The sequence below is a fragment of the Streptomyces sp. NBRC 109706 genome (assembly GCF_000974485.1).
GTDB lineage: Bacteria > Actinomycetota > Actinomycetes > Streptomycetales > Streptomycetaceae > Streptomyces.
Map to the genome: position 1 here is coordinate 177669 of NZ_BBOM01000012.1, position 23142 is coordinate 200810.

Consider the following 23142-nt stretch of genomic DNA (forward strand, 5'->3'; position numbering starts at 1 on the left):
GGGGACGCGGCCGGGCGGAAGGTCAGCCGACCCGGGTCAACCGCGCGCCGAAGCCCGGCTCGGCGAGGTCATCGGCCAACGCGACCGGCACCTCGACGGAGCCCTCCCCGCCGCCGACGGAGAGCGTACCGACCACCTCTCCCGCCTCGGCCGATCCCGGCACCCCGTCCCCGCTCGGGGTCAGGCTCAGCCGGACCTCCAGCCCGGCCCAGCCGACCACCGGAACGTCCTCCGTCACCACCACGGGCACGCTGCCGCCGAGCCCGTCGTCGACCTCGCCGACCGTGTCGCCGGCCGCGAAGAGCGGCTCGTCCGTCAACTGCCCCTGGGCGAAGCGGATCAGCTCGTCGCTCGCGGTCAGAGCACCGGTCAGGATCGAGTTGTCGGACGGGTGCGGGGGCTGGGCCAACACCGCGCCCACGATCAACTGGGTGGTCCCGCCGACCTCCTGTTCGGCGGCGAACATCAGGTTGCCGCCGGCCGTGGTGGTGGTGCCGGGCTTGATGCCGATCACCCCGTTCATCGGCACCAGATGGTTCCAGTTGTAGTGCAGCCGGCCCTCGCTGTCCTCATAGTTGGGCATCCGCACCACCTGACGGAAGACCGGGTCCTCCATCACCGCCTTCGCCAGTCGCACCTGGTCGGCGGCGGTGCTGACGGTCTCAGGACGCAACCCGCTGGGATCGGTGTAGGTGGTGTTCTCCATGCCCAACTCGGCCGCGGCCTCGTTCATCTTCGCGACGAACTCCTCCTCGGAACCGGCGTCCCAACGGGCCAGCAGCCGGGCCACGTTGTTCGCCGACGCGATCATGACGGCCTGTAGCGCCTCCCGTTGACTCAGCTCCGTACCGGCCGTCACCTCCACGATGGACTCGTTCCCCTCCTCACCCAACGCCGCGTCGTCCTCGGCCTGTTGGTCGACCGGGATCATCGCGCCCAGCTCCTCCTCCGCCTCCATCGGATGGTCGCGGAGGATCACATAGGCGGTCATCACCTTCGCCACCGAAGCGATCGGCACCGGCTCCTCGCCGCCGGACGAACCCAGCGTGCCGAGCCCGACCACATCCACCCGCGCCTGCCCGGACGCCGGCCACGGCACCGCGTCCAGCTCACCCGCGAGCGTGTGGGTCTCGGCCACGGACAGGCTCAGGTCGGGTTCGGGCAACGGACGCAGCAGCTGGGCGGTCACAAAGACGACCAGCAGCAACAGCACCAGCGGCGTCCAGATCTTCACCCGCCGCAGCGCGGTGCGCAGCGGAGTGGGCGGCGGCGGGGGCCGGTTGGTCAGCGCGGCGAGCAACTCCAACGGATCGCGCTGCGAGTCCGCCGGCGGCGGCGCCTCGGCGGGCGGCGGCGGAACGGCGGGCTTCGGCGTCGGCTTCGCGGGCGTCGGCTTCGCGGGGGGCGCCGGGGGCTCGGGCGGAGCGTCACCGGGCGCGGGCAGCACGGCGGTGACATCCGACTTCCCCGCCGGCTTCCCCGACGCGTCGGCGTCACCCGTCTCATCCGGCTCGTCGGGGTCGTCGGCTTCGGGGTCGGCGGCCTTCTCCGCGACGGGAAGCCGCAGCATCGTCGTGGCGTCCCCGCCGCCACCCTTCTCGTCCTTGTCAGCCTCGTCGCCCTTGTCGCCCTCGTCCGGCTCATCGGCGGGCTTCTCGGCGTCGGGCGGGCCGTCGACCAGGGTTTCGGCCAGATCGTCGGCGGTGGTGACCAGGGTCTCCGCCTCGGCTTCCTCCTCGGATTCGTCGGCCTCGGCCCGCTTCTCGTCCTCCGGCGGCTCCGCGGGCACCCGCAGCTCCGTCGTCAACCGATCACCCGCGTCCGCGCCCTCATCCGCCGAGGCAGGCAGGCGCAACATCGTCGTCGCATGGTCGCCACCGTCGACAGACGCGTCGTCCCCCTCAGCGGCGTCGTCCGCTTCGTCGGCCTCGGCCCGCTCGTGCTTCTCGTCCTCCGGCGGCTCCGCGGGCACCCGCAGCTCCGTCGTCAACCGATCACCCGCGTCCGCGCCCTCATCCGCCGAGGCGGGCAGGCGCAGCATCGTCGTGGCATGGTCGCCACCGTCGGCGGACGCGTCGTCCCCTTCGGCCTCCCCGGCGGCCTCGCCCTTCTCGTCAGCCTCAGCAGCCTTCTCGTTCTCATCCGCCTCGTCCGCCTCGCGGACCTCGGCGGGCGACACCCGCGGGTCTCTCGTCAGGCGGTCGTCGCGGTCCCCAGCGGCCTCGTCCTCATCCTCCGGCGGCTTCGGTGCCCTCATGACCACCGTCGCCGCGCCCGGCGCCTGAGCGGCGCCCTGGGCGTCTTCCGTCCTGTCCTCGGCATCGCCGGGGGAAGCCTCCGCTATCCCCTCGGCCCCGGCATCGGCCGCCCCCTCGCGCCCATCCCCCTCGGCCGGCTTCCCGGCCTTCTCGTTCTCGTCCTCGGGAACCTTCACGTCCTGCGGAACCCTTCCGGGGTCCTCAGACGTCTTCTCCGATGACACTCGCTCCCGATCCGACTTGTCCGGGGACTCGCCCGACACCCATGCCTCCTCGCAACGCCCTGCACTGAACTGGCTGCTGGTCCCTACCAGTTTGCCGCGTCCTGTGCACCTCGGTACGCCACACCAGTAGTGGCAGCTTCTCTCCACCTCCCCCTAAGGACGTTAACGACATATCTACGGGTTCCCTACCAAAGCGACCACGCACTCTCGACAGAACAATGTGAGAGGCGTCACCCTGTCTTTCATCCACGCGGGGAGGCATGGATGGGCAGGAGTCGTCGAACCATTCCAGAGGAGCTGTTGCTTCTCGCTTTGGACCCGACCACGGGTACCACGGCGCAGCCGCAGTCTCTCGACCTCGGCCTGGCCGGGGCCCAGCTCGTCGAGCTGGCCTTGGCAGGCCGGATAGCCCCTGATGGGGACCGAATAGCCGTGGTGTTGCCACGGCCGACCGGAGATCCCACGCTGGACTCCGCTCTGGAGCTGCTGCGCAGGCGTGGCTCTCCGGTGCGCGCGGTCCACTGGATCGGCGGGCCCAGACTCGGGCTCCGCCAGACGTATCTCTCGCATCTGGAGCGCTGCGGCATGGTGCACGCGGTGGAGAACCAGATGTGCGGAGTGCTGCCGACGACCAGGTATCAGGCAACCGATACCGCCGTCAGCAGGCAGATCCGGGCTCGGCTGGACACCGCGATCCGCACCGGAACGCCACCGGACGCCAGAACGGCCGCCCTCGCGGCCCTGGCGCACTCGGTAGGACTCGGCAAGCACCTGTATCCCGGCAACGAGGGGCGGTCGTCGCGCTCCCGGCTCCGGGATCTGATCCGGCACGATCCCATGGGTGGGCTGGTCGCCCACGCTGTCATGGACGTGCAGAACGGGGTGGCGGGGCAGGCCGCCGCCGCACGGCGCTCGCAGCCCGCGAGTGCCGGCGCACGCCCCCCAGGGCGCGCGCCGGCGACCGCGGCGATGAGCGTGGTCGGTCAGTCACCACAGGTTTCCGAGCAGAGCAGGCGGAGAGGAGTGACGCGAGCCGCGGTACGTCCTTCGCTGTCGCACTAGCTCTTCTCAAGTGACCGCACCGGGAGCCGCATAGCGAGCACGGGGTGTGGCGGCGGGAGTTGTGATGCTCCTGTCGTCCACACCCCGTGCTCGTGAATGAGCACCCTCTGTCGCGAAACTCCAGCGGACGTACCGCGCTCGGTGGCAATCTGCTTGGCAGCGGCGATCACGATGATCGCCCCCATCGACGGAGGGGCTTCAGTGGCGGGCAACGTCAATCCCACTGTTCGGCGACGCAGGCTGGGGCAGGAGCTGAGAAGGCTCCGCGAGGATCGGGGCATGACGGCCGAGGAGGTCGCCGACCGGCTGCTGGTGTCGCAGTCCAAGATCAGCAGGTTGGAGAACGGGCGGCGCAGCATCAGCCCGCGTGACGTGCGCGACCTCTGCGGGGTCTATGACGTCGAGGACGCGAAGCTGGTCGAGTCACTGATGCAGATGGCGAAGGAGTCGCGCCAACAGGGCTGGTGGCACGCGTTCGCCGAACTGTCCCCGAGCTACAGCGTCTATATCGGCCTGGAGACCGACGCGTCCTCGCTGCGCGTCTACGAACCCCAGGTGGTGCCGGGCCTGTTGCAGACCGCCGCCTATGCCGCCGCCGTCATATCGGGGGCGCTGCCCGAGGTCGGGCAGGAGGAGGTGCGCAGCCGGGTGCAGGTGCGGATGCGCCGTCAGGAGCGCGTCTGGGAGGACCGCGCCCCGCTGCGGCTGTGGGCGGTGGTGGACGAGTCGGTGCTGCGCCGGGCGATCGGCGGCGCGGCGACCATGGCCGATCAGCTGCGGAGGTTGGAGGAGAGCTCCCGGCTGCCCCATGTCACGCTGCAGGTCATGCCGTTCTCCGCCGGCGCGCACCCCGGCGTGAACGGGCAGTACACCATCCTGGAGTTCTCCGAGGCCGCCGATTCCACGGTGGTCTATCTGGAGGGCGGCACCAGCGATCTCTATCTGGAGAAGCCGCACGACGTGCAGCACTACAGCATCATGTACGAACATCTCCGTGCCCAGGCGTACAGCCCGGAACAGACCAGGAGCTTCATCCTCCAACTCGCCGACGAGTTCGAGGAGCAGGCGCAGGAGCAGGAGCGGTAGCGGCGGCCGTACCGGCGGCGCGCGGGGTTCCGTCCGAAGCGTCGCCTGCGGCCGAACCGAAGCCTCGTCGGCGGCCGAAAGCGAATCAGCGTACACCTCAACTGGACTATTCCTAGGGCAAGTTCAGAACAAGTCACTCGGTCGGATGAACCCGGAGGGCCCCCCGGCCGGGTGGCCAGTACGGTCACGGCGTTCCCTAACGAACGTCAAGACCGGAGCGAACATGACAGCGCAGACAGCAGCGGACACCGCGGTGGATTCCGTGGCGGACACGGCGGCGAACGAGGCCACGGATGACGACCGGGCCCGCCCCTGGATCAGGTCCTCACACTCGGCCGGGGAGGGCGCCTGCGTGGAGATTCGCTGCCGGGAGAGGGGACAGCTCGCGGTGCGGGATTCCAAGGTGCCCACCGGGCCGCGCCTCGGCTTCCCGCCGGGGGCCTGGTCGGCCTTTGTCGACTCGGCCTTTGTCGACGGGGTGCACCGGCCGGGCGCGGGCCTGGACTGACCGGCTCCCGTCACGGGCCGCGGGGGCCCTGGGTGGGACGTCGTCGGGTTCCGGGGACGCCCGCACGCGCGGCGGCTGGCACCGCCGGCGGGTGTCTCGGACGCGGGGGGAGGCAGCGGGGACGGGCGGTCGCGCGCGATGGCGAGGCGGCTCGGATGCGCCTACCCTGGCGGGCAGGGAGGTGTTATGCCCCAGTCACCCGAATCACCCGAATCGAACGAGTCAGGCGGATCGGGGGAGCGACGCCACACGGAACTCCCCACGCCCGACCGCAAGCTGCACACCGGCTCCGAGGGTCCCGTGGACCCGGAGGATCTGGTGCGACTCAGTGGGCGGGAGCCCACGCCCGAGCTGTTGGAAGAGGCCAGGCAGCTGTTGGCCGAAGAGGGACCGTCCGCCATCGAGCGCTATCTGCCCTGACCGTGCCGGGGCCCTGCCCTGACCGCACCGGGGTCCGCCCCGGCCGTACCGCGCCGCCCGGCCGGGCGGCGCACGGCGATCCGGTGGCGGAATGAACCGTCACCCGTCCTGGTTGGCGCCTTGGGGAGCGGCATATGCCCTCCTCGGTGACCGCCGAGACCGGGAGGCGAACAAGCGTGGCCGTGGGCAAGGACTCCGTGGACGGGGACGAGATCAGAGGCGTACGGCGCGGACGGGCGCCCGTTCCGCTGTCCGTGCTCGACCTGGCCACGGTCGGCAGCGGCCATACGTCGACGGAGGCGCTGCGCGCCAGCGTCGAGCTGGCGAAGGCGGCGGAGCGGCGCGGGTTCCACCGCTTCTGGGTGGCCGAGCACCATTCGATGCCCGGGGTGGCGAGCTCGTCGCCGGCGGTGATCCTGGCGCATCTCGCCGCGCACACCGAACGGATCCGGCTCGGTTCGGGCGGCGTGATGCTGCCCAACCACGCGCCGCTGGTGATCGCCGAACAGTTCGGCACCCTGGAGGCGTTGGCCCCGGGACGGATCGATCTGGGGCTCGGACGCGCGCCGGGCAGCGACGGCGCCACGGCGGCCGCCCTGCGCCGGGGACGCGCGGACGGCGCCGATGAGTTCCCCAGCCAGCTCGCCGAGTTGATCCGCTTCCTGGACGACGACTTCCCCGCCTCGCACCCCTACAGCAGGGTGCACGCGGTGCCGGGGCCGGTGCAGGGGCGTGGCCCGGGGGGCGTGCAGTCGGCCGGCAGGCCGCCGGTGTGGCTGTTGGGGTCCTCGGGGTTCAGCGCCGAACTGGCGGGCCGGCTGGGGCTGCCCTTCGCCTTCGCGCACCACTTCTCGGCCGCGCACACCATCCCGGCGCTTGAGCTGTACCGCGCCTCGTTCCGGCCCTCGGACGTACTGGACGAGCCCTATGCGCTGATCGGGGTGTCCGCCCTCGCCGCCGACGACGCGGCCGGCGCCCAGGCGCAGGTCCTCACCAGCGCACTGTCCATGATCCGGCTGCGCACCGGCCAGCCGGGCCTGGTGCCGACCCCGGAGGAGGCCGCGGCGCACACGTTCAGCCCGGTCGAGCGTGACTTCGTGGACGGTTGGCTCGCCAACATCGTCTACGGCACGCCGGAGATGGTGACCAAGGGGCTGGACGAGCTGGCGGAACGCACCGGGGCACAGGAGCTGATGATCACGGGCAACGCGCATACGGCCGAGGTCAGGGCACGCAGCTACGAACTGATCGCCGACGCCTACGAGTTGCCCACCGCCTGAGCGTCGGTCCCACGGTGGCGGGAGTCCCCCCGCGCTACCGGGGGTCCGTGCCATTGCCCGAGGCATGTGCCAGGGGCGGACGGGCCCCCTTTTCCCGCCCGGTGACGGGATCCGCCCGGGGGATCACCCGGCATCGGGCAAGCCGATCTCACCCCGGGCGGGACGGGAGAACGGCCCGAGCAGAAACGAACCCAGAACGGGCGAGAACGGAACTTCGGCGAACAGGAGCGTGCCCGGAAGACGGTGGAATCAACATGGGGCATATGCCTCTGTGTTGAAAGTGTGAGACGCAATTGCGGCTGGCATCTCGCTGATTGGATGGTGTTCGTACAAGGGGATCTCCCCGCGCTCAACTCCCACCCTCAGGAGAAGCCATGAGCACCAGCAGCACCGAACCCTCGGCGGCCCCGCAGGACGCGCCCCCCGCCCCCCAACCGCAGGACGCCCGACCGTCGTTGAGCGAACGGCTGGAAGAGGTGAACCGCCTGTCCGATCTCGACCGACGGATGAAGGGGTTGGGCCAGGAACGCTGACCATCCCCGCCACCACCCGGGCCAGCCCCGCTGGCCGCCCGAGGACCGCGAACCGCCCGTCGACCGCGAACCGTCCGCTGACGGCGGGCCACCCGTCGGCTGCGAACCGTCCGTCGACTGCGAACCGTCCGTCGACTGCGGGCCGCCCGTCGGCTGCGAACCGTCCGAGGACCGCGACTACTCCTCCGAGGAGCGCAGTCCTTCCAACAGCCGCGCCAGGGCGGCTCTCGCGTCCCTGAGGTCCTCGGGGCGCCCCGAAGAGGCCAGCCACAACGCCGTCTCGTTCATGGCCCCGGAGAGCAGACGCGTCAGCGGGGCCACCGGCTGGCGGGGGATCTCCCCCGCTTCGATGGCCCCGGCCAGCGCCTCGGAGAGATGCCGTGCGGAGGTCGCCTCGTCCAGCGCGCGCCACTCGTTCCACCCCAGGACCGCCGGACCGTCCACCAGCATGACGCGCTGAACCTCGGGGTCGGCACTCGCGTCCAGGAACGCGGCGCAGCCCGCGGTGAGTTGCCCCCAGACGCCGGACTGCTCCTCGGCCCGTTCGGCCACCCGCTCCCCCACCTCCCGTTGCACCTGCTCAAGCACCGCGCGGAACAGCGCCGCCTTGCTGTCGAAGTGGTGGTAGAGCGCCCCCTTGGTCACCCCGGCGGCGCGGACCACCTCGGCGAGGCCCACCGCGCCGTACCCCCGCGCGGCGAACAGCGCCCGCGCCTCGCGGACCAGGGCGCTCCTGGTCTCAGCACGCCGGCGCGCGCGCACCCCCTCGCCGACTCGTTCGCCGACCCGCTTGCCGACCCGTTCGCCCGGCCCTTCGTTCGCCATGCCACCTCCAGTTGGCATACCGGCGGTATGCCAGTAGGCTCGCTTCGCGTACCAACGGTATGTGAAATTCAGTCGAGGAGCACCCATGCCCACAACCGATTCCCCTGCCACGCCGCTGACCAGCTTCTATCCGGTGATCTGCGTCGAGGACCTGGCCGCGTCCCGCACCTTCTACACCGAACTGCTGGGCTTCGAGGTCACCTTCGACGCCGACTGGTATGTCAGCCTCCGCCGCCAGGACCCCCGGGCCTGGGAACTGGCCCTGCTCGACCACCAGCACCCCACGCTGCCCGCCGCATACCGCGCACCGGCGCGCGGACTGCTCCTCAACCTGGAGGTGACCGACGTCGACGCCGAATGGCGACGACTGGTGGTCGACGGCGGGCTCACCCCGGAACTCCCACTGCGCGACGAGGAGTTCGGTCAGCGGCACTTCATCGTGGCCGACCCGGGCGGGGTGTTGATCGATGTGATCACCCCGATCCCGCCGAGCGACGCCTACGCCGCCCAGTTCGCGTCCTGATCCCCCCGGGCCGAACGCCCCGAACGCGCGCGCTCCTCCCCTTCGGCTACTGCGGCTACTGCGGCTACTGGTCGAAGACCACCGTCACGGGGGCGTGGTCGCTCCAGCGCTCGGGGTGGCTGGGGGCGCGTTCGACCATCGCCTTGACGGCCCGACCGGCCAACCCCGGTGTCGCCATCTGGTAGTCGATCCGCCAGCCGGTGTCGTTGTCGAAGGCGCGGCCCCGGTAGGACCACCAGCTGTAGGGGCCCTCCTGGTCGGGGTGGAGCGCGCGGACCACATCGGTGTATCCGCCCTCCTCGCCCAGCACACGGGAGAGCCAGGCCCGCTCCTCGGGCAGAAAACCCGAACTCTTCCGGTTGCCCCGCCAGTTCCTGAGGTCCACCTCCTGGTGTGCGATGTTCCAGTCGCCACAGACCAGGGCCTCGCGACCGCCGGCCGCGGAGGTCGAGCGCAGGGCGACCAGATAGTCGAGAAAGGCCGCCATGAAGCGCTCCTTCTCGTCCTGCCGGGGCGTGCCCACCTCACCGGACGGCAGATAGAGGCTGGCCACCGTCACACCGGGCAGATCCACCTCCAGATAGCGGCCGGCGTCGGCGAACTCGGGCTCGCCGAAGCCGATCCGCACCGCCTCCGGCTCGCGGCGGCTCAACACCGCGACGCCGGCCCGGCCACGGGCGGCGGCCGGCGCGTAGCAGGCGTGCCACCCGACGGGACGGCTGACCTCGGCCGCCAGCTGGGCCTCCTCCGCACGCACCTCCTGGAGACAGACCACATCGGCGGAGCAGCTGGCCAGCCACTCCAGATAGCCCTTCTTGACGGCGGCCCGAAGTCCGTTGACATTGACGGTCGTCACGGTGAGCACGGATCTCTCACTTTCTGTGCCCGAGTTTCGCTCCCGGGCAACACCCAGGACGAGGCACCGTAACAAACGTCGCGCCCGCCGACGAAGGACGATCTTCGCTGGTCGCGACCGCCGCCGACGGCGCCGTGCCGCGTGGGTGCGGCGCGGCGGGGGCGCGGCGGGGCGGCCGACTCAGTCGCAGGTGTCCAGCAGCTGACCGAGCACCTCCCGCTCGGGAGCGGTGACGGTGAGTTCGTAGTGATGCTTGACCTGGGTCCAGGCCCGGCCGTAGACGCAGTGGAACTCCTCGGCGTCCGGCAGCCAGGTGTCCGGGGCCTGGTCGCCCTTGGCGCGGTTGCTGCGGGCGGTGACCGCGAGCAGCTGCGGCCGGGTGAGGTCGTTGGCGAACACCTCGCGTTCCTCGTCGGTCCAGACATCGGCGCCGGAGCGCCAGGCGTTGGCCAGCGGAACCATATGGTCGATATCCACCTCACTCGCCTCGCCGACCGTCACATTGTCATAGGCGCTCAGCCAACTGCCCGCCGTCGGCTGGCAGTCGTCGTCGACCTCGACCCCCTCGCCGTCCCGGCGAAGCACCTGCTGCCGGACGGTGCAGCCGTCGGCGCTCGTCCAGTGCCGGAACCGGTCGCGGGAGTATCCCTCCATCGACGCCGGCTCCGCCTCGACAAGCGCGGCCAGTTGGTCGCGTGCCGCGGCCGCGTCGGGCAGGCCCGGCAGTTCCAGGGGGGCCGCGGGGGGAGGCAGCTGCGCGTCGTCGCGTGGCTCCGGATCCGAGGCGGTCTCGCAGCCGGCGATGAGCGCCAGCGGGCCCAATGCCGCGACCGCCATCGTGGTCAACCAACTTCGCCGTGCCATGCCCCATGCCTCCCAGCCGTCGCCCACGCGGAGCCTTCCCCATTGGGCGCACCGTATCTCCCACGGGGGAACGCCGTTGCGGGCAACCGGTGTTCAAACCGGCTCGCGGTCGGACGCCGGGGCGCGCCGGCCCCGGGCGAGCGCCCTCCGGGCCGGCGTGGGCGTCCCGCCGGAAGCGCCGGGCCGCGCCGCGCCGCCGCCGGAGAGACGGAGGTAGCCGAGCGCGGCACCGGCCACCAGCAGCGGCCAGAACAGGTAGTACCCCGTCATCAACAGCAGCGCCACCACGGCCACCAGCGACACCAGGGCGGACCACCAACCGGCGCCACCGGACGGCAACAGCCTGAGCGCGGCGGCGACGCCCACGGCATAGACCGTCACAAACATGCCGGTGGTCATCAGCACCAGAGGCTTGGGCCCCACATCGGCCCACAGGACCCCGCCCAGGCACAGCAGGGTCAGCGTGGCGACCAGGGCGAGGCTGCGGCGCGGCACCTCCCCGGCGGCGACGCCCCGCCCCAGGGGCGCCGGGAGCGCGCCGTCCCTGGCCAGGGCCGCGCCCAGATTGGCCGAGCTGGCCAAGTAGGTGTTGATCACGCCGAAGGTGAGCAGCAGGGCCACCACCGCCGCCAGGGTCATGGCGGAGCCGCCCAGACCGTGCTCCATCAGCTCCCCCAACGGGGCCTGGGAGGTGGCCGCTTCGGGGCCGAGCACGGTGATCACCGCGAAGGCCAGGGAGAGATAGAGCAGGCCGACCAGCACCACCGCGGCGGCGGTCGCGCGCGGCAGATCCCGAGCCGGCCGCCGGAACTCCCCGGCCAGGTGGGTGACCGCCTCCCAGCCGGCGAAGCTCCACACCAGCAGGGTGGCGGCGGAGCCGACGGCCGCCCAGCCGTTGGGCGCGAAGGGGGTGAGATGGTCCAGCCGGGCCTCGGGCAGCGAGAGCAGCACCGAGCCGAGCAGCAGGGCGATCAGCAGGCCCGCCAACACCAGCTGGATCCGCCCGGTGAGCCGCAGGCCCACGGTGTTGGCCGCGATCACGGCGACCATCAGGCCCGCCGCCGCGCCCGCCGTCCCCGCGCGCCCGGCGCCCAGCGCCGCCGAGACATAGTCCCCGAAGAACAGCGCCGCCGCCGTCGCCCCCGGGGGCACCGCGAAGTAGAAGCACCAGCCGACCACGGCCGCCGCGCGGTCGCCGAAGGCCACCCTGGCGTAGGTGGACACGCCACCGGCGTCCGGGTAGCGGGCGCCGAGCGCGGCGAAGGCACCGGCCAGGGGCGCGGAGAGCAGCACCAGCGCCAGCCAGGCCAGCAGCGAGGCGGGACCGGCGGCGTCGGCGGCCAGCGCCGGCAGCGCGATCACCCCCGTCCCCACCACGGCGCCCACACACATCCCCGTGCCCTGGGCCAGGCCCAACCGGCCTGTCGGCGCTCGCACTTCGCTCTGTTCCACTGTCATGGGGACAGCCTTCTGCGGCGCCGCCGACCCGACCAGTGGCAGAAACGGCGCGCTGCGCTAAATTCCTGCCATGGCCGACTCCCCCTCGCCCACGCCCGCCACCCGCGCTCCCGACCGCCGGCGCCGCGCCCGGCGGCATGTGGTGGCGTTGGCCGTGACGGACGGCACCCCGGACTTCGAACTCGCCGTCCCCTGCGAGGTGTTCGGCCTGGATCGCAGCGATCTGGCGGACCCGTGGTACGAGCTGCGGCTCTGCGCCGGGGAGCCGGGCGAGCTGCGCACCGCCAACGGGCTGATCGTGCCCACCTCCCACGGCCTGGAGAGCCTGTCCGAGGCCGACACCGTGATGGTCTCCGCCTGCTCCAGAAGCCGTCAGCTCCAACCGCCGGCGGGGCTGGTGGCGGCCGTGCGCGAGGCGCACCGGCTCGGCCGCCGGGTGGTCTCCCTCTGCGCCGGCGCCTACGTGCTGGCGGCCGCCGGCCTGCTGGACGGCCGCAGGGCCACCACGCACTGGATGAACGCCGCTGACTTCGCCCACCGTTATCCCGCCGTGGACTTCGACCCGGCGCCGCTCTATATCGACGAGGGCTCCGTCCTGACCTCGGCGGGCACCGGATCCGTCATCGATCTCTGTCTGCATCTCGTGCGCGGCGACCTGGGCTCGGCGGTGGCCAACGAGGTGGCCCGCCGGATGGTGGTGCCGCCGCACCGGGAGGGCGGGCAGACCCAGTACGCCATGCCTCGGGTACGGATGCGGGCCGGCGCCGGCGGCGGGCTCGCCCCGGTGCTCGACTGGGCGAGACAGCGCCTCGACCAGCCGCTCACCGTGTCCGAGCTGGCCCGGGTCGCCGGCCTGAGCGAGCGCACCTTCGCCCGCCGCTTCCGGGACACGATGGGCACCACTCCGCTGCGCTGGCTGTCGCAGGAACGCATACGCGTGGCACAGGAGTTGTTGGAGACGACGGATGCGCCGGTGGAGGCCATCGCCCACCGGGCGGGCTTCGGAACCGCGCCCAATCTCCGGCATCACTTCCGGCGCGCCACCACCGTCTCCCCGGCCACCTACCGGCATGTCTTCCGACACCGCGCGGCCCGGCCGTCGGCACCAACGGGACCGACCCCCCATGACTGACTCCTCTCGGTAGGCCATTTATTAACGCTCCGTAGTCAACCATGGCCCACTGACAATCTCCGTGCCCCCGGGCGGACCAGCGGCTCAGCTGAACGGGCCACCCGGCTGGCGGCCCCCGACGCCCGCGGGGACGCTGAGGCTCGGGAGGAGGTGTGCCGTGGCGCGCAGCGCGGACCAGCTCGCGGTGGTGGCGCTCGACACCGCCCCCGCCAGGGACCCGAAAGTGGTCGGGGGAAAGGCCGCGCACCTGTCCCGGGCGCACGCGTCCGGCCTGCCGGTGTTGCCCGGTTTCGTGCTGGTCGCCCCCGAGTTGGCGCCCGCCGGCGCGCCACGGGGCGCGGACCAGATCCAACGCGCCTGCGCGGAGTTGGACGCGCCGGCGCTCGTGGTGCGTTCGTCGGCCGTGGGCGAGGACTCCGAAGGCTCCTCCATGGCCGGCCGGTTCACCTCCGTGCTGAATGTGCGCGGCTGGCCGGCGTTCCAGGACGCGGTCCGCCGCGTGCTCGGTTCGGCCGCCGACGGCCCGGGGGGACCGGGGGACCCCGGAGGATCCGCCATGGCCGTCCTGGTGCAGCCCATGCTGACGGCCTCGGTCGGCGGGGTGCTGTTCGGTGCGGACCCGGTGGCCGGACGGGCGGACCGCATCGTGGTCAGCGCCGTGGCCGGCGGCCCCGAACGCCTGGTCGACGGCTCCCGTCAGGACGTGCGCTACCAACTCACCCGGTGCGGCCGGCTGGTCGGAAGGGAACCGGCGAAGGCGCCCGAGGCCCGGCTGCTCGACCGGCGCCGGCTGCGTCGCCTGGCCCGCCTCGCCCGTCGTGCCGAGCGGGTGGCGAACGCGCCCCAGGATCTGGAGTTCGGCTTCGATTCGACAGGCCGGCTGTGGCTCTTCCAGACACGTCCGATCACCGCGATGGCCGTCGCCCCGGCACGAGGGGCACGACTACTCGGCCCCGGTCCCGTGGCCGAGACCTTTCCCACGGTGCTGCAACCCCTGGAGGAGGACCTGTGGGTGGTGCCGATGGCCCATGGGCTGGCCCTGGCACTGGACATCGCGGGCACCGTGCCGCGCCGCGTGCTGCGTGACTGCCCCGCCGTGCTCACCGTCGGCGGCCGTGCCGTCGCCGATCTTCGGCTGCTGGGCACGGTGGGACCACCGCATCCCAGGCTCCAGTTCCTGAACCCGGCGCCGGGCGCCCGGCGGGCCGCCGCCGCCTGGCGCACCGGACGGCTGCGCACGGCGCTGCCACTGCTCGCGCTCGATCTGATGGCGGACGTGGACCGCGAGTTGGCCGGGCTCCCCGAGCCCTCGGAACTCCTCACCGGCCAGTTGATCAACGCACTGTGCTGGGGGCGCAGCGCACTGGTCGCGTTGCACGCCCAGGAGTCCCTTGCCGGCGCGCTGCTCCCCGAGGGAAAGGGTCCGACGGCCACCGGTGAGGCGCTGGCGCTCCTCTCCGAACGCCGGGCGCGCGAGGCTCGTCAACCGCCGGACGACGCCCACCTGATCGCCGAGCACCCGGTGCTGCTGGCACTGCTGCCGCCCTCGCTGACGCCCGGCGCCCGACTGCCCGAGGTCGCACGGCTGACGGCGGCTCCCCGGGGTGTCGCGGCGTTGCCACCCCGGGAGGGCCTGCGGCTGCGCTCCCGGTGGGTGCAGGAGATGCAGGCGCGCCTGGTGCGGGAGTGCGCGGCGCGCTGGGAGGAGGCCGGTCACGGGAACGCGCTGGCGCGCGCCGCCGCGTTGCGCTGGCCCGAGTTGCTCGCCGCGCTCGACGGCGGCGGGCCGCCCGAGGGCGACCCGGTCGAGCCCCGCCCCTGGATCCCGGCGCTGCCGACGGCCTTTCGACTGTCTCCCCGGGGAGAGCCGGTGCCGGAACGGCTCGGCGCCCCCGACGACGGCGAGCCGGCCGGGGAGGGGGCGAGTGGCGGCTTCGGCACGGGGGTGGCCTGGGACGGCACGGGAGAACCACCGACGAGAGCCGTGCTGGTGGTGCGCAGCCTCGACCCGGCGTTCGCCCCGCGACTTCCCGGACTGGCCGGTCTGGTGGCGGAGAGCGGCAGCGCGCTCTCCCATCTGGCCGTGCTCGCCAGGGAGTACCGGGTGCCCGCAGCGGTGGGCGTTCCCGATGCCGTGGACCGGTTTCCCCCCGGCACCGAACTGTCCGTCGACGGCACCACGGGGACGGTGAGCCGATGAAAGCCCTGCATTACGCCGTTTATCTGCTCGCCGGTCTCGCCGCCGCTGGCGCGGCGCTCTATGTGGTGGTCTATCTCTATCGCTGGGAATGGCAACGCGCCCTGCTGTGCGGGGTGTTGTTGTTGGTCATCGAGATGTTTCTGGTGGGAACGGTCGTACTGGCCCGGCTGGGACGGCTCGATCGACGGATCACCGCCTCGCACGCGCGCGGCGAGGAAGTGCTGCGGCGGCTCGAACAGTCACGCGCCGAGGGGCCGGCCCGTTTCCGCTGGCTGAACGAGAACGACCATGGGGTGATGGTCTTCGTCCCGGTGTTGATGGCGACGGGAGCCGCCCTCTCGGGACTGGCGCTGTTGGTGCAGAAGGTCGCCGCCGCGAGTGTGCGCCCGGGCGCCGAACGTCGGCTCGCCGGACGGCTGGCCAGCCTGGCGGCGCCACCGGGCGGGATCCGTGGCAACGGGCCCCGGCCGGCCGAGGAGCCGCCCGTTCCGCCGCCCAGGCCACGGCGGAGGGCGCTGGTCGTCGCCGGCGTCCTGGTGGCGGCGCTGGCCACGACACTGCTGGTCAAGGCGATCTCCGATGCCACTCAGACGCGCAGTGCCGATGTCCCGAACGCCGCCGCGACCACGGTGGTCTTCCGGATCGAGGTACGGAACACCGAGGACACCACGACCTACCCCCAGGCCGCGGACGCGCTCTGGGAGACCTGCCGGCGGGCCATCTCCGCGCCACGGCAGCACGGGGTGCTCGGCCGGCTGGAGGACGACGTCTTCGTCGGCGTCCTGCGCCCCCCGCTGGCGGCGCACGACATGCGGCGTCTGCACGGCTGTCTCACGGATAGCACCAGCGATCGAACGGTGGCCCACGTGCTCGGTCGCGGGCAGGCCACCCCCGAGGCGAATTAGCCATTCGCTCTCCGGAACCTTCGATCGGAATTATTCGAGATTCCGCCGAGGACCCGCCACCGCATCGCAGGAATCCGGCTGGCGGTGTGGAAGCCCGGCCGAATGATCGAATACCGCTGGCCACGAATCCGATCAAGCGCTGACCTCGGGCACTGGACAGAACGCGGTATTCCGTGGTGGGGTGCCGGGCTAACGGCCTTCGGATATGCGGTCGCACCTCGCGGGCGTTCCCGCATTCCGTCGCCGGCACCTCTTTCTCTTCCCTCGTCACAGCCTTTCCGCTGTCTCTCGACATATCCGGTGGTGATCTCGTGTCGGCTCCCCCCGAGGTGCTGCCCGCGCCCGTCCAGCCGAGCGCGGGCGCCAGGCGCCCCTGGTCGCGCCGGATCCTGCGCGTGCTCGGACTGATCGCGATCAGCTATCTCGGCCTCTGGCTGGTCTCGGTGCTGGGGATGCTCGGCGCGCACGCCTGGGCCGGGCAGCATCAGCCCAGGGGAGAACGGGTGACCGGGATCGACAACTTCCTGGCCGTGGACGACCGACTCTGGCGAGGATCGGCGCCGGGCGAGGGCGGCTATGAGCAGCTGGCCGAACAGGGCGTGCACACCGTGGTGGACCTGCGCGCCGAGGACCTTTCCGAGGAGGAACTGGCCCGCCCCGAGGCCGTCGGGCTCGATGTCGAACGCATGCCGATCCGGGACGGCCAGACCCCGACGGACGAGCAGGTGGCCCGCTTTCTGAGCATCGTGGACACGGCACCCGGCCCGGTCTATGTGCACTGTGGGGCAGGCGTGGGCCGCACCGGCTCGCTGACCTCGGCCTATCTGGTGCACACCGGGCAGGCGTCCTCCCAGGAGGCCGCCGTGCGCACCCTCGCCGTGGGCCCACCCTCGATCGAGCAGGTGTACTACATCCTGACCTCGGGCGACCTGCGGGCCGACCAACCGCCGGCGGCCGTGGAAGCGGTCAGCCGCCTGTTGGACGCCCCGCGCCGGATCAACGCATCGCTCTCCCTCTTCTGAGGTCTTGTCCTCCTCTACGACGTTCTGCTCCTCTGCGGCCTGCTGCCCTTCCGCGGCCTTCTGCTCGGACGTCGCCTCCGCCGCGTCCTCCCAGGCCGGCACCGTCAGAACCCGCACCCAGAACACCCCCTCCATGACTCTCAGTGACGAGAATGTCAGACCCCTCTGACACACTGCTACGCATGGTGACCGAGAGAAGCCCGCTGAGGGCCTATATCGACGGCTGGCGCCGCCACGATGTGGCGGCGGTGCTTGGGGAGTTGACGGATGACTGCGTGGTGGTGGAGTGCTATGGCCCGGTGTATCGGGGCCTTCCTCGGGTGGAGCAGTGGATGCGCGCCTGGCTTGCCGCCGGTGGCACGGTGGACGGCTGGGAGATCACTTCGGAGGGAGTGGCCGGCGAGCTGGTGGTCGCCGAATGGCGTTTCTCCTGCACCTGGCAGGGCTCGGCGGCCTCCTTCGAGGGCGCCACCGTCGCCCGGCTCCGAGGCGGACGGATCAGCCGTCTGCGGGAGTACGAGACCTCCGCACCGCTCTACGACTGGACGGGCAGCTGGCGCGAATGAGACACGCCAGCGGCGAGGGGCGGCGCGCCGCTTCCGGGGGCGGGAGGGCCGCCCAGGTCAGCGGGCGTCGGGCCGCTCGCGGGTGCCACGGAGCAGCCCGGGGTCCGGATCGGCGATCACGCGGCCGGGGTCCACCCCGGCGTAGCGGGCGAGGGCCGGCACATCGTGCCCCTGGAGCAACGGGAGGGCGTCGGCGATGCGTTCGTCGGGCCATTCCCACCAGGCGATCCGCCAGAGCAGTTTGCGGGTGTGCGAGTCGAACCGGTGGCGCACCACCCGGTTGTCGCCGACCACCACGGCATAGGGCGGCACGTCCTTGGTGACCACGGCCCGGGCGCCGATGACCGCGCCGGTGCCTATCCGCACCCCGGGCATCACCACGGCCTCGTAGCCCATCCACACCTCGTGGCCGATCACGGTGTCCCCGGCGGGCGCCCAGGCATCGGCGGCGTCCGGAAAGAAGTTGAAGGGATAGGGCGTCACGGCGGTCATGTCGTGCCCGTGATTGCCGCCGAGCAGAAAGGAGACCCCGGAGGCGAACTGACAGAAGTTGCCCAGGACCAGCTTGTCGAGCCGCTGACCACGGTGCACCTCACGGTCGGCCGACGCATAGCGGACCCGGCGGGCGAAGCTCTCCCCGTGGTGGAACCCGCTGTACCAGGAGTGCCGGCCGTCGGCCAGCGCGATCAGCGCGTGCTCGGCCACTTCCGGGTCGGTGTCGAGACGCTGAACCTCGTTGTAGTCGGCGAAGTTGATGGAGTTGGTGATCACCCGTGTGACGTTAACAAGCCAATGCCCCCGGTGTTGAGATGCGTACGGTGCCGGTTCCGAAGGGCGGGACGCCGCTGAGCGATCCCTCGTGGCGATCCGTCGCGGCTATCCGTCGCGGTGATCCGTCAGGGCGCGCGACGGTCGTCCAGCCCGGCCTCCTTGGACGTGGCGATGGCCACCCGGTTCCATGCGTTGATGGACACCACCAGGGCGAGAAGCTGAGCCAGTTCGTCCTCGTCGAAGTGCCTGGCCGTCTCGGCGTAGACCGCGTCCGGCACCCCGTCGTCCAGGCGGGTGACGGACTCGGTGAAGGCCAGCGCGGCCCGCTCCCGCTCGGTGAAGAAGCGGCCGGCGTCCCGCCAGGTCGCCACCAGGGCGAGTCGTTCCGGGGACTCCCCGGCCTTGCCCGCGTCGGTGGTGTGCAGATAGAGGCAGTAGGCACAGCCGTTGATCTGGGAGGCACGTATCTGAACCAACTCGATCAGGGTGGCGTCCAGGCTCGTCCGAGCCGCCATCCCCAACTGGACAAGTGCCTGGCGGGCCTTGGGCAGACTCCGCGCGAAGTCGATCCGCCGCCCGGTGGTGTCGGTGGTGCTGGTGGTGCCAGTGGTGTCGGTGTGCGTCATGAGTCCAGGTTAGGAGCAGATGCGGCCCATGGCTTGGTCCACTTCGGCTCGTAGATCGTGGGCCAGTTCGCCGGGCAAGGGGCCGCGACCAGGGTCTGTTCCACCGGGCGGCCGAGCGGGCGACCGGCGAGGGGGACGTTGACATAGGCCCGCCGCGCTCCTAACGTTGCCGCGTTTTCGCACCGCCCGGCGCCGCGACCACCACGTGGCGTCGACCGCCGTAGCACTTCGCCTGGGGACACGATGGACGCGACCGACCGCCTGCTCAACGCCCTGGCCGCCCAGCGGCTGTTGCCCGTGCTGCGCTCCGCCGACCCTGCGGCGGCGGCCGATCGGACCAGGCGCCTGCTGGACGCGGGGTGCCGGGCGGTGGAGTTGACCACCTCCACCCCCGACTGGGCCGAAGCGCTCGCCGCGCTGAAGGCCGAGGGCCGGGGCCTGTTGGGCGTGGGCACCATCAGCACGGCCGAGCAGGCCGAGTCGGCCGTGCGCGCCGGGGCGGACTTCCTGGTGACGCCGTTCCCCGCGCCCGCCGTGCGCCCGGTGGCCGCCGAGGCCGGCGTGGTGCTGATCGAGGGCGGCTTCACGCCCGGCGAGATCGCCGACGCGGCCGGCCGGGGCCCCGCCAAGGTCTTCCCCGCCCATGTCGGTGGCCCGAGGTTCCTCTCCTCGCTGCGCGCCGTACTGCCCGACGCCGTGCTGATCCCGACCGGCGGGATCTCCCTGGCGGAGGCCCCCTCCTATCTGAAGGCCGGTGCGCTGGCCGTGGGCATCGGCTCCGGACTCCCCGAGGATCCGGACGAGTTGGCCGACGTCTTCCGCGCCGGCTGAGCCGGCCCGAGGCCCCCAGGCGACGGGCGGGCGGCGGGCGGACGGGCGGCGGGGGCCCGTTCAGCTCTCGGCGAGCCGGTCGTCACATGGCCGTTCGTCACTTGGCCGGGCGTCACATGGCCGGGCGGCGGGCCCGTGTCGGGGTGCGCCGCGCAGGTCAGGGGGCGCGTCCACCCGGCGCAGCCCCCGTATCGCCGACACGCTCAGCAGCGCCACGCACACCGCCAGGGAGACGAATCCCCCGGCCAGCAGCACCTGTTGGGCGCCGAACAGGCCGGCCGCCGGCCCGGCGAGGGCCTGTCCGACCGGCAGCATCACCAGCGAGCCGGCCACCTCGTACGCGTGGATGCGGTTGAGCACCGCGCCCGGCACCTGGGTCTGCACGCTGGTCGCCCACATCACGCCCCAGAACGCCAGCGCCGCCCCCGCCAGCACCGAGGCGCCGGTGATCAGCGGCACCGGCAGGGCGGCTCCGATGGCGACCGGTTGCGGGACGAAGCCGAACAGCGCGACGGCGCCGGCGCGCAGCGGGCGGACCGGTCTGATCCGCAGGGCCAGCAGGCCCCCCAGCACCATGCCCACGCCCAGGCCCGAGTTGATCAGGCCATAGACGCGCTCGCCGTGTTCGTTGATGATCTCGGTCGCCGCCAGCGGCACCGAGGGGCCCCAGGCCGCGGCCATGAAAACCATCCAGATCACGATCACCCCCCACATCCAGCGACGTGCGGCGAACTCCCGCCAGCCCTCGACCAGATCGGCCCGGAACGCCGTGCGGTCGCCGCCCGGCGCCGACGACGTCCGGGGTCCGCGTGGCAGTCGCAGCGCGATCAGGCAGAGCGCGCTGACCAGGTAGGTGCCGGCGTGCACGGCGAAGACGCCGCCCGCCGAGGTGAGTCCGACCAGCACGCCGGCGGTGGCGGGGCCCAGCACCGCCATGCCGGACTCCGCCGTGCGCACGGCGGCGTTGGCGGCCTGCACATCGCGCGCGATCAGGGGGACGGTGCTGGCGACACCGGGTTGGAACATCGCGGCGCACACCCCGTTGATCACGCCGATCAGGCAGATGCTCCAGAGAGCGACATGGCCGGTCAGGAACAGAACCGCGGTGATCGTCTGGGTGATGACGCGCACCAGGTCGGAGCCGATCATCAGCCTTCTGGTGTCGAAGCGGTCGGCGAAGACCCCTCCGAAGATCACCAGTCCGGCGAAGCTGGCGGTGAACGACGCCATCGCCGCGCCGACCGCGCCCGCTCCGCCGCCCTCCCGCACCAGTCCGGCGGCCAGCGCCACGGGCAGCATCAGATCGCCGAGCTTGGCGACCGTCCGGGCCGTGAAGAACAGGGTGAAGTTGCGGCTCCAGAGCCCGACATCAGGCCCGGGATCACGCCCGACGCCAGACCCGGGACCACGTCCGACGCCAGGTCCGACGCCAGATCCGACGCCCACGTCAACGGCCCCGGCCTCCGGCGGCCCGCCGCCGTCCGCCGCTGAGGCCGAGGCCGAGGGGCGGGGGTCCTGCCGTTCGGGTGATGGCGTGCTCATGATGTCACTATCTCCTCCTCTCCCCCGGCCCCCCCGTTCGTCCCGTCCCGGTCAGCCCCCGGCCCCCCGCTCGTCCCGCCCCGGCTCCAGCGGGGGCGCCGTGACATGCCCGTGCCTGGTGCACTGCGGCCTGGGCGCCTCCGCGCGCGGCAGCCCTCCGGGGACGGTGCACCAGGCCAGCAGTGCGCCCAGCGCCATCAGCCCGGCGCAGACCAGCACCGCGCGGCCGAACGCCACGTTCAGCGCCTCGGCCGACCGGTAGTCGCGCGTCGACAGCCCGACGAGCAGCGGCAACGCCGCCACGGCCAGCAGTTGGGCGACCCGCGCCGCCGCGTTGTTCACCCCGCTGGCGATGCCGGCCCTGCGGTCGTCCACGGACGCGAGCACGGTGGCGGTCAGCGGCGCGACAAAGAGGCTGATGCCGAGCCCCTGGACGACCAGCGCCGGGAACACGTCCGGCCAGTAGGAACTCCCCGGGCTCACCCGACGCATCAGCACCAGCCCGACGGCGGCGACCAGCGGGCCGAGCGTCAACGGCAGCCGGGGCCCGATCCGCTGCGCCAGTTCGCCCGCCGGTCCCGACAGCGCGATCAGCAGCAGGGTGGTCGGCAGCGAGGCGACCCCGGCGGTCAGCGCGTCATAGCCGAGTCCGTTCTGCAGCTGGGTGGGCAGCAGGAAGAAGATGCCTCCCAACGCGGCATAGAGGCAGAGCGTCACCAGATTGGTGGCGCTGAAAAGCCGGGACCGGAACACCGTCAGGGGCAGCATCGGATGGCGAGCACGGCGCTCCCGGGCCACAAAGGCGACGGCCAGCGGAACCCCGACCAGCAGCGGCCAGGGGACGCCGTCGATCAGGGCGTAGGTGAGTCCGCCCAGCGCCAGCGCGCCCAGCACCGCGCCCGGCACGTCGAATCGTCCGCCGGCCTCCCAGTCCCGGCTCTCCGGGACCCGCCGCGCCAACAGCGCGATCAGCAGGGCGAACGGGGCGTTGATCAGGAAGATCCACCGCCAGCCCGGGCCGTCCACCAGCCAGCCGCCGAGGAAGGGACCGCCCGCGGTGGCCACCCCGCCGAGCCCGGACCACAGGCCCACCGCCCTGGCCCGGTCGCGCTGCCGGAACGAGGACTGGATCAGGGCCAGCGAGCCGGGGGTCAGCAGCGCCCCGCCCATCCCCTGCAGGGCTCGGGCGGCGATCAGCGCCGGCCCGTTGGGCGCGATCCCGCAGAGCAGCGAGGCCAGCGCGAACCAGCCGACGCCCCAGAGGAAGACCCGACGCCGCCCGAAGCGGTCCCCGAGGCCACCGCCGAGCAGGATCAAAGCGGACAGCGTGAGCATGTAGGCGTTGAGCGTCCACTGCAGGGAGGACAGCGGAACGTCCAGGTCGGCGCCGATATGCGGGAGCGCCACGGTGACGATCGTGCCGTCGAGCATGGCCAGCCCCGATCCCAGCACGGCGCAGGCCAGTACCCAGCGGCCGGCCGCGCTGGCCACCGCCAGCTCACCGGCGGGGGGCACGTTCGCCATGGTCCGCTCCTTCCTGGTCGCCGCCGCGCCGACCGCGTCAGCAGGAACGCCGACCACGTCAGCGGGAACGCCGACCGCGTCAGCCGCCTCGGCTGGCCGTCCCGCCCATGGCACCACCGGTGCCCT

General features: G+C 72.3%; 22 protein-coding genes. 13 read left to right on the forward strand and 9 right to left on the reverse strand.

From position 1 onward, the window contains the following. Positions 1 to 22 precede the first annotated feature (22 nt). Entirely contained in the window at positions 23 to 2434 is a 2412-nt protein-coding gene (locus AOM46_RS28175) for a D-alanyl-D-alanine carboxypeptidase family protein (RefSeq protein WP_062216560.1), read from the reverse strand. Between the two features lie 312 nt (positions 2435 to 2746). On the opposite strand from AOM46_RS28175, the gene AOM46_RS28180 reads away from it, so the two are divergent. The 6 genes from AOM46_RS28180 to AOM46_RS34295 all read left to right on the forward strand — a co-directional run bounded on the left by AOM46_RS28180 (position 2747) and on the right by AOM46_RS34295 (position 7371). Then, positions 2747 to 3544, forward strand: a complete 798-nt coding sequence (locus tag AOM46_RS28180; protein WP_062216561.1) for a GPP34 family phosphoprotein — start codon at positions 2747 to 2749, stop codon at positions 3542 to 3544. A 201-nt stretch (positions 3545 to 3745) separates the two neighbouring features. Further along, entirely contained in the window at positions 3746 to 4630 is an 885-nt protein-coding gene (locus tag AOM46_RS28185; RefSeq protein ID WP_062216562.1) for a helix-turn-helix transcriptional regulator, read from the forward strand. Positions 4631 to 4853: 223 nt separating this feature from the next. Next, on the forward strand, positions 4854 to 5138 hold the full coding sequence (locus AOM46_RS28190; RefSeq protein WP_078857261.1) for a DUF397 domain-containing protein: 285 nt from the start codon (positions 4854 to 4856) through the stop codon (positions 5136 to 5138). A 186-nt stretch (positions 5139 to 5324) separates the two neighbouring features. After that, complete coding sequence (locus tag AOM46_RS28195; RefSeq protein ID WP_062216563.1) at positions 5325 to 5558, forward strand: hypothetical protein; 234 nt, start codon at positions 5325 to 5327, stop codon at positions 5556 to 5558. Positions 5559 to 5692: 134 nt separating this feature from the next. Continuing rightward, positions 5693 to 6838 (forward strand): LLM class flavin-dependent oxidoreductase, encoded by a 1146-nt coding sequence (locus AOM46_RS28200; RefSeq protein ID WP_078857262.1) that lies wholly within the window; start codon positions 5693 to 5695, stop codon positions 6836 to 6838. Between the two features lie 374 nt (positions 6839 to 7212). After that, positions 7213 to 7371: a hypothetical protein gene (locus tag AOM46_RS34295; RefSeq protein ID WP_158920729.1), complete on the forward strand. Its 159-nt coding sequence runs from the start codon at positions 7213 to 7215 to the stop codon at positions 7369 to 7371. Positions 7372 to 7548: 177 nt separating this feature from the next. Here the strand turns inward: AOM46_RS34295 and AOM46_RS28205 are convergent, their stop codons facing one another. Then, entirely contained in the window at positions 7549 to 8196 is a 648-nt protein-coding gene (locus AOM46_RS28205) for a TetR/AcrR family transcriptional regulator (RefSeq protein WP_062216564.1), read from the reverse strand. Positions 8197 to 8281: 85 nt separating this feature from the next. Between AOM46_RS28205 and AOM46_RS28210 the strand changes: the two genes are divergently transcribed. Further along, positions 8282 to 8719 (forward strand): VOC family protein, encoded by a 438-nt coding sequence (locus AOM46_RS28210; protein ID WP_062216565.1) that lies wholly within the window; start codon positions 8282 to 8284, stop codon positions 8717 to 8719. A gap of 64 nt (positions 8720 to 8783) precedes the next feature. On the opposite strand, the gene AOM46_RS28215 is transcribed toward AOM46_RS28210, so the two are convergent. The 3 genes from AOM46_RS28215 to AOM46_RS28225 form a co-directional block, all read right to left on the reverse strand. After that, complete coding sequence (locus AOM46_RS28215) at positions 8784 to 9584, reverse strand: exodeoxyribonuclease III (RefSeq protein WP_062216566.1); 801 nt, start codon at positions 9582 to 9584, stop codon at positions 8784 to 8786. Between the two features lie 171 nt (positions 9585 to 9755). Then, positions 9756 to 10439, reverse strand: coding sequence for an HNH endonuclease family protein (locus AOM46_RS28220; protein ID WP_078857284.1), 684 nt, complete (start codon positions 10437 to 10439; stop codon positions 9756 to 9758). Positions 10440 to 10532: 93 nt separating this feature from the next. After that, a complete protein-coding gene (locus tag AOM46_RS28225) occupies positions 10533 to 11897 on the reverse strand; it encodes an APC family permease (RefSeq protein WP_078857263.1) in 1365 nt (454 codons plus the stop codon). Between the two features lie 70 nt (positions 11898 to 11967). Between AOM46_RS28225 and AOM46_RS28230 the strand changes: the two genes are divergently transcribed. From AOM46_RS28230 to AOM46_RS28250, 5 genes are all read left to right on the forward strand, one after another. Continuing rightward, positions 11968 to 13029: a helix-turn-helix domain-containing protein gene (locus AOM46_RS28230; RefSeq protein WP_078857264.1), complete on the forward strand. Its 1062-nt coding sequence runs from the start codon at positions 11968 to 11970 to the stop codon at positions 13027 to 13029. Positions 13030 to 13186: 157 nt separating this feature from the next. Then, positions 13187 to 15229 carry a PEP/pyruvate-binding domain-containing protein gene (locus AOM46_RS28235; RefSeq protein WP_067226657.1) on the forward strand — a complete coding sequence of 681 codons (2043 nt, stop codon included), beginning with the start codon at positions 13187 to 13189 and terminating at the stop codon, positions 15227 to 15229. Next, positions 15226 to 16134 (forward strand): hypothetical protein, encoded by a 909-nt coding sequence (locus AOM46_RS28240; protein ID WP_234314072.1) that lies wholly within the window; start codon positions 15226 to 15228, stop codon positions 16132 to 16134. Before AOM46_RS28235 ends, AOM46_RS28240 begins: the two co-directional genes overlap by 4 nt. 311 nt (positions 16135 to 16445) lie before the next feature. Then, the gene (locus tag AOM46_RS28245) at positions 16446 to 17156 is read left to right on the forward strand and encodes a dual specificity protein phosphatase family protein (protein WP_234314074.1); all 711 of its coding nucleotides are present in this window, start codon (positions 16446 to 16448) and stop codon (positions 17154 to 17156) included. A 182-nt stretch (positions 17157 to 17338) separates the two neighbouring features. Continuing rightward, positions 17339 to 17722 (forward strand): nuclear transport factor 2 family protein, encoded by a 384-nt coding sequence (locus tag AOM46_RS28250; protein WP_062216568.1) that lies wholly within the window; start codon positions 17339 to 17341, stop codon positions 17720 to 17722. A 57-nt stretch (positions 17723 to 17779) separates the two neighbouring features. Here the strand turns inward: AOM46_RS28250 and AOM46_RS28255 are convergent, their stop codons facing one another. Then, complete coding sequence (locus tag AOM46_RS28255) at positions 17780 to 18493, reverse strand: CatB-related O-acetyltransferase (protein ID WP_062216570.1); 714 nt, start codon at positions 18491 to 18493, stop codon at positions 17780 to 17782. 125 nt (positions 18494 to 18618) lie between these two features. Further along, complete coding sequence (locus tag AOM46_RS28260) at positions 18619 to 19119, reverse strand: carboxymuconolactone decarboxylase family protein (RefSeq protein WP_062216572.1); 501 nt, start codon at positions 19117 to 19119, stop codon at positions 18619 to 18621. 243 nt (positions 19120 to 19362) lie between these two features. Here AOM46_RS28260 and AOM46_RS28265 point away from each other — a divergent pair, with 243 nt between their 5' ends. Continuing rightward, positions 19363 to 19950 (forward strand): bifunctional 4-hydroxy-2-oxoglutarate aldolase/2-dehydro-3-deoxy-phosphogluconate aldolase, encoded by a 588-nt coding sequence (locus tag AOM46_RS28265; RefSeq protein ID WP_062216574.1) that lies wholly within the window; start codon positions 19363 to 19365, stop codon positions 19948 to 19950. Positions 19951 to 20010: 60 nt separating this feature from the next. Here AOM46_RS28265 and AOM46_RS28270 read toward each other — a convergent pair whose 3' ends face one another. Both AOM46_RS28270 and AOM46_RS28275 read right to left on the reverse strand, forming a co-directional pair. Then, positions 20011 to 21492, reverse strand: coding sequence for an MFS transporter (locus tag AOM46_RS28270; RefSeq protein ID WP_078857267.1), 1482 nt, complete (start codon positions 21490 to 21492; stop codon positions 20011 to 20013). Between the two features lie 51 nt (positions 21493 to 21543). Beyond that, a complete protein-coding gene (locus tag AOM46_RS28275; RefSeq protein ID WP_062216575.1) occupies positions 21544 to 23016 on the reverse strand; it encodes an MFS transporter in 1473 nt (490 codons plus the stop codon). Positions 23017 to 23142: the final 126 nt, after the last annotated feature.

What these genes read in the sequence shown, in the direction of transcription:
- AOM46_RS28205 (WP_062216564.1), bottom strand. Translation starts at nt 8,196, where the DNA reads ATGGCGAACGAAGGGCCGGGCGAACGGGTCGGCAAGCGGGTCGGCGAA.
- AOM46_RS28260 (WP_062216572.1), bottom strand. Translation starts at nt 19,119, where the DNA reads ATGACGCACACCGACACCACTGGCACCACCAGCACCACCGACACCACC.
- AOM46_RS28240 (WP_234314072.1), top strand. Translation starts at nt 15,226, where the DNA reads ATGAAAGCCCTGCATTACGCCGTTTATCTGCTCGCCGGTCTCGCCGCC.
- AOM46_RS28265 (WP_062216574.1), top strand. Translation starts at nt 19,363, where the DNA reads ATGGACGCGACCGACCGCCTGCTCAACGCCCTGGCCGCCCAGCGGCTG.
- AOM46_RS28270 (WP_078857267.1), bottom strand. Translation starts at nt 21,492, where the DNA reads ATGAGCACGCCATCACCCGAACGGCAGGACCCCCGCCCCTCGGCCTCG.
- AOM46_RS28195 (WP_062216563.1), top strand. Translation starts at nt 5,325, where the DNA reads ATGCCCCAGTCACCCGAATCACCCGAATCGAACGAGTCAGGCGGATCG.
- AOM46_RS28250 (WP_062216568.1), top strand. Translation starts at nt 17,339, where the DNA reads ATGGTGACCGAGAGAAGCCCGCTGAGGGCCTATATCGACGGCTGGCGC.
- AOM46_RS28275 (WP_062216575.1), bottom strand. Translation starts at nt 23,016, where the DNA reads ATGGCGAACGTGCCCCCCGCCGGTGAGCTGGCGGTGGCCAGCGCGGCC.
- AOM46_RS28200 (WP_078857262.1), top strand. Translation starts at nt 5,693, where the DNA reads ATGCCCTCCTCGGTGACCGCCGAGACCGGGAGGCGAACAAGCGTGGCC.
- AOM46_RS34295 (WP_158920729.1), top strand. Translation starts at nt 7,213, where the DNA reads ATGAGCACCAGCAGCACCGAACCCTCGGCGGCCCCGCAGGACGCGCCC.
- AOM46_RS28225 (WP_078857263.1), bottom strand. Translation starts at nt 11,897, where the DNA reads ATGACAGTGGAACAGAGCGAAGTGCGAGCGCCGACAGGCCGGTTGGGC.
- AOM46_RS28220 (WP_078857284.1), bottom strand. Translation starts at nt 10,439, where the DNA reads ATGGCACGGCGAAGTTGGTTGACCACGATGGCGGTCGCGGCATTGGGC.
- AOM46_RS28230 (WP_078857264.1), top strand. Translation starts at nt 11,968, where the DNA reads ATGGCCGACTCCCCCTCGCCCACGCCCGCCACCCGCGCTCCCGACCGC.
- AOM46_RS28180 (WP_062216561.1), top strand. Translation starts at nt 2,747, where the DNA reads ATGGGCAGGAGTCGTCGAACCATTCCAGAGGAGCTGTTGCTTCTCGCT.
- AOM46_RS28190 (WP_078857261.1), top strand. Translation starts at nt 4,854, where the DNA reads ATGACAGCGCAGACAGCAGCGGACACCGCGGTGGATTCCGTGGCGGAC.
- AOM46_RS28210 (WP_062216565.1), top strand. Translation starts at nt 8,282, where the DNA reads ATGCCCACAACCGATTCCCCTGCCACGCCGCTGACCAGCTTCTATCCG.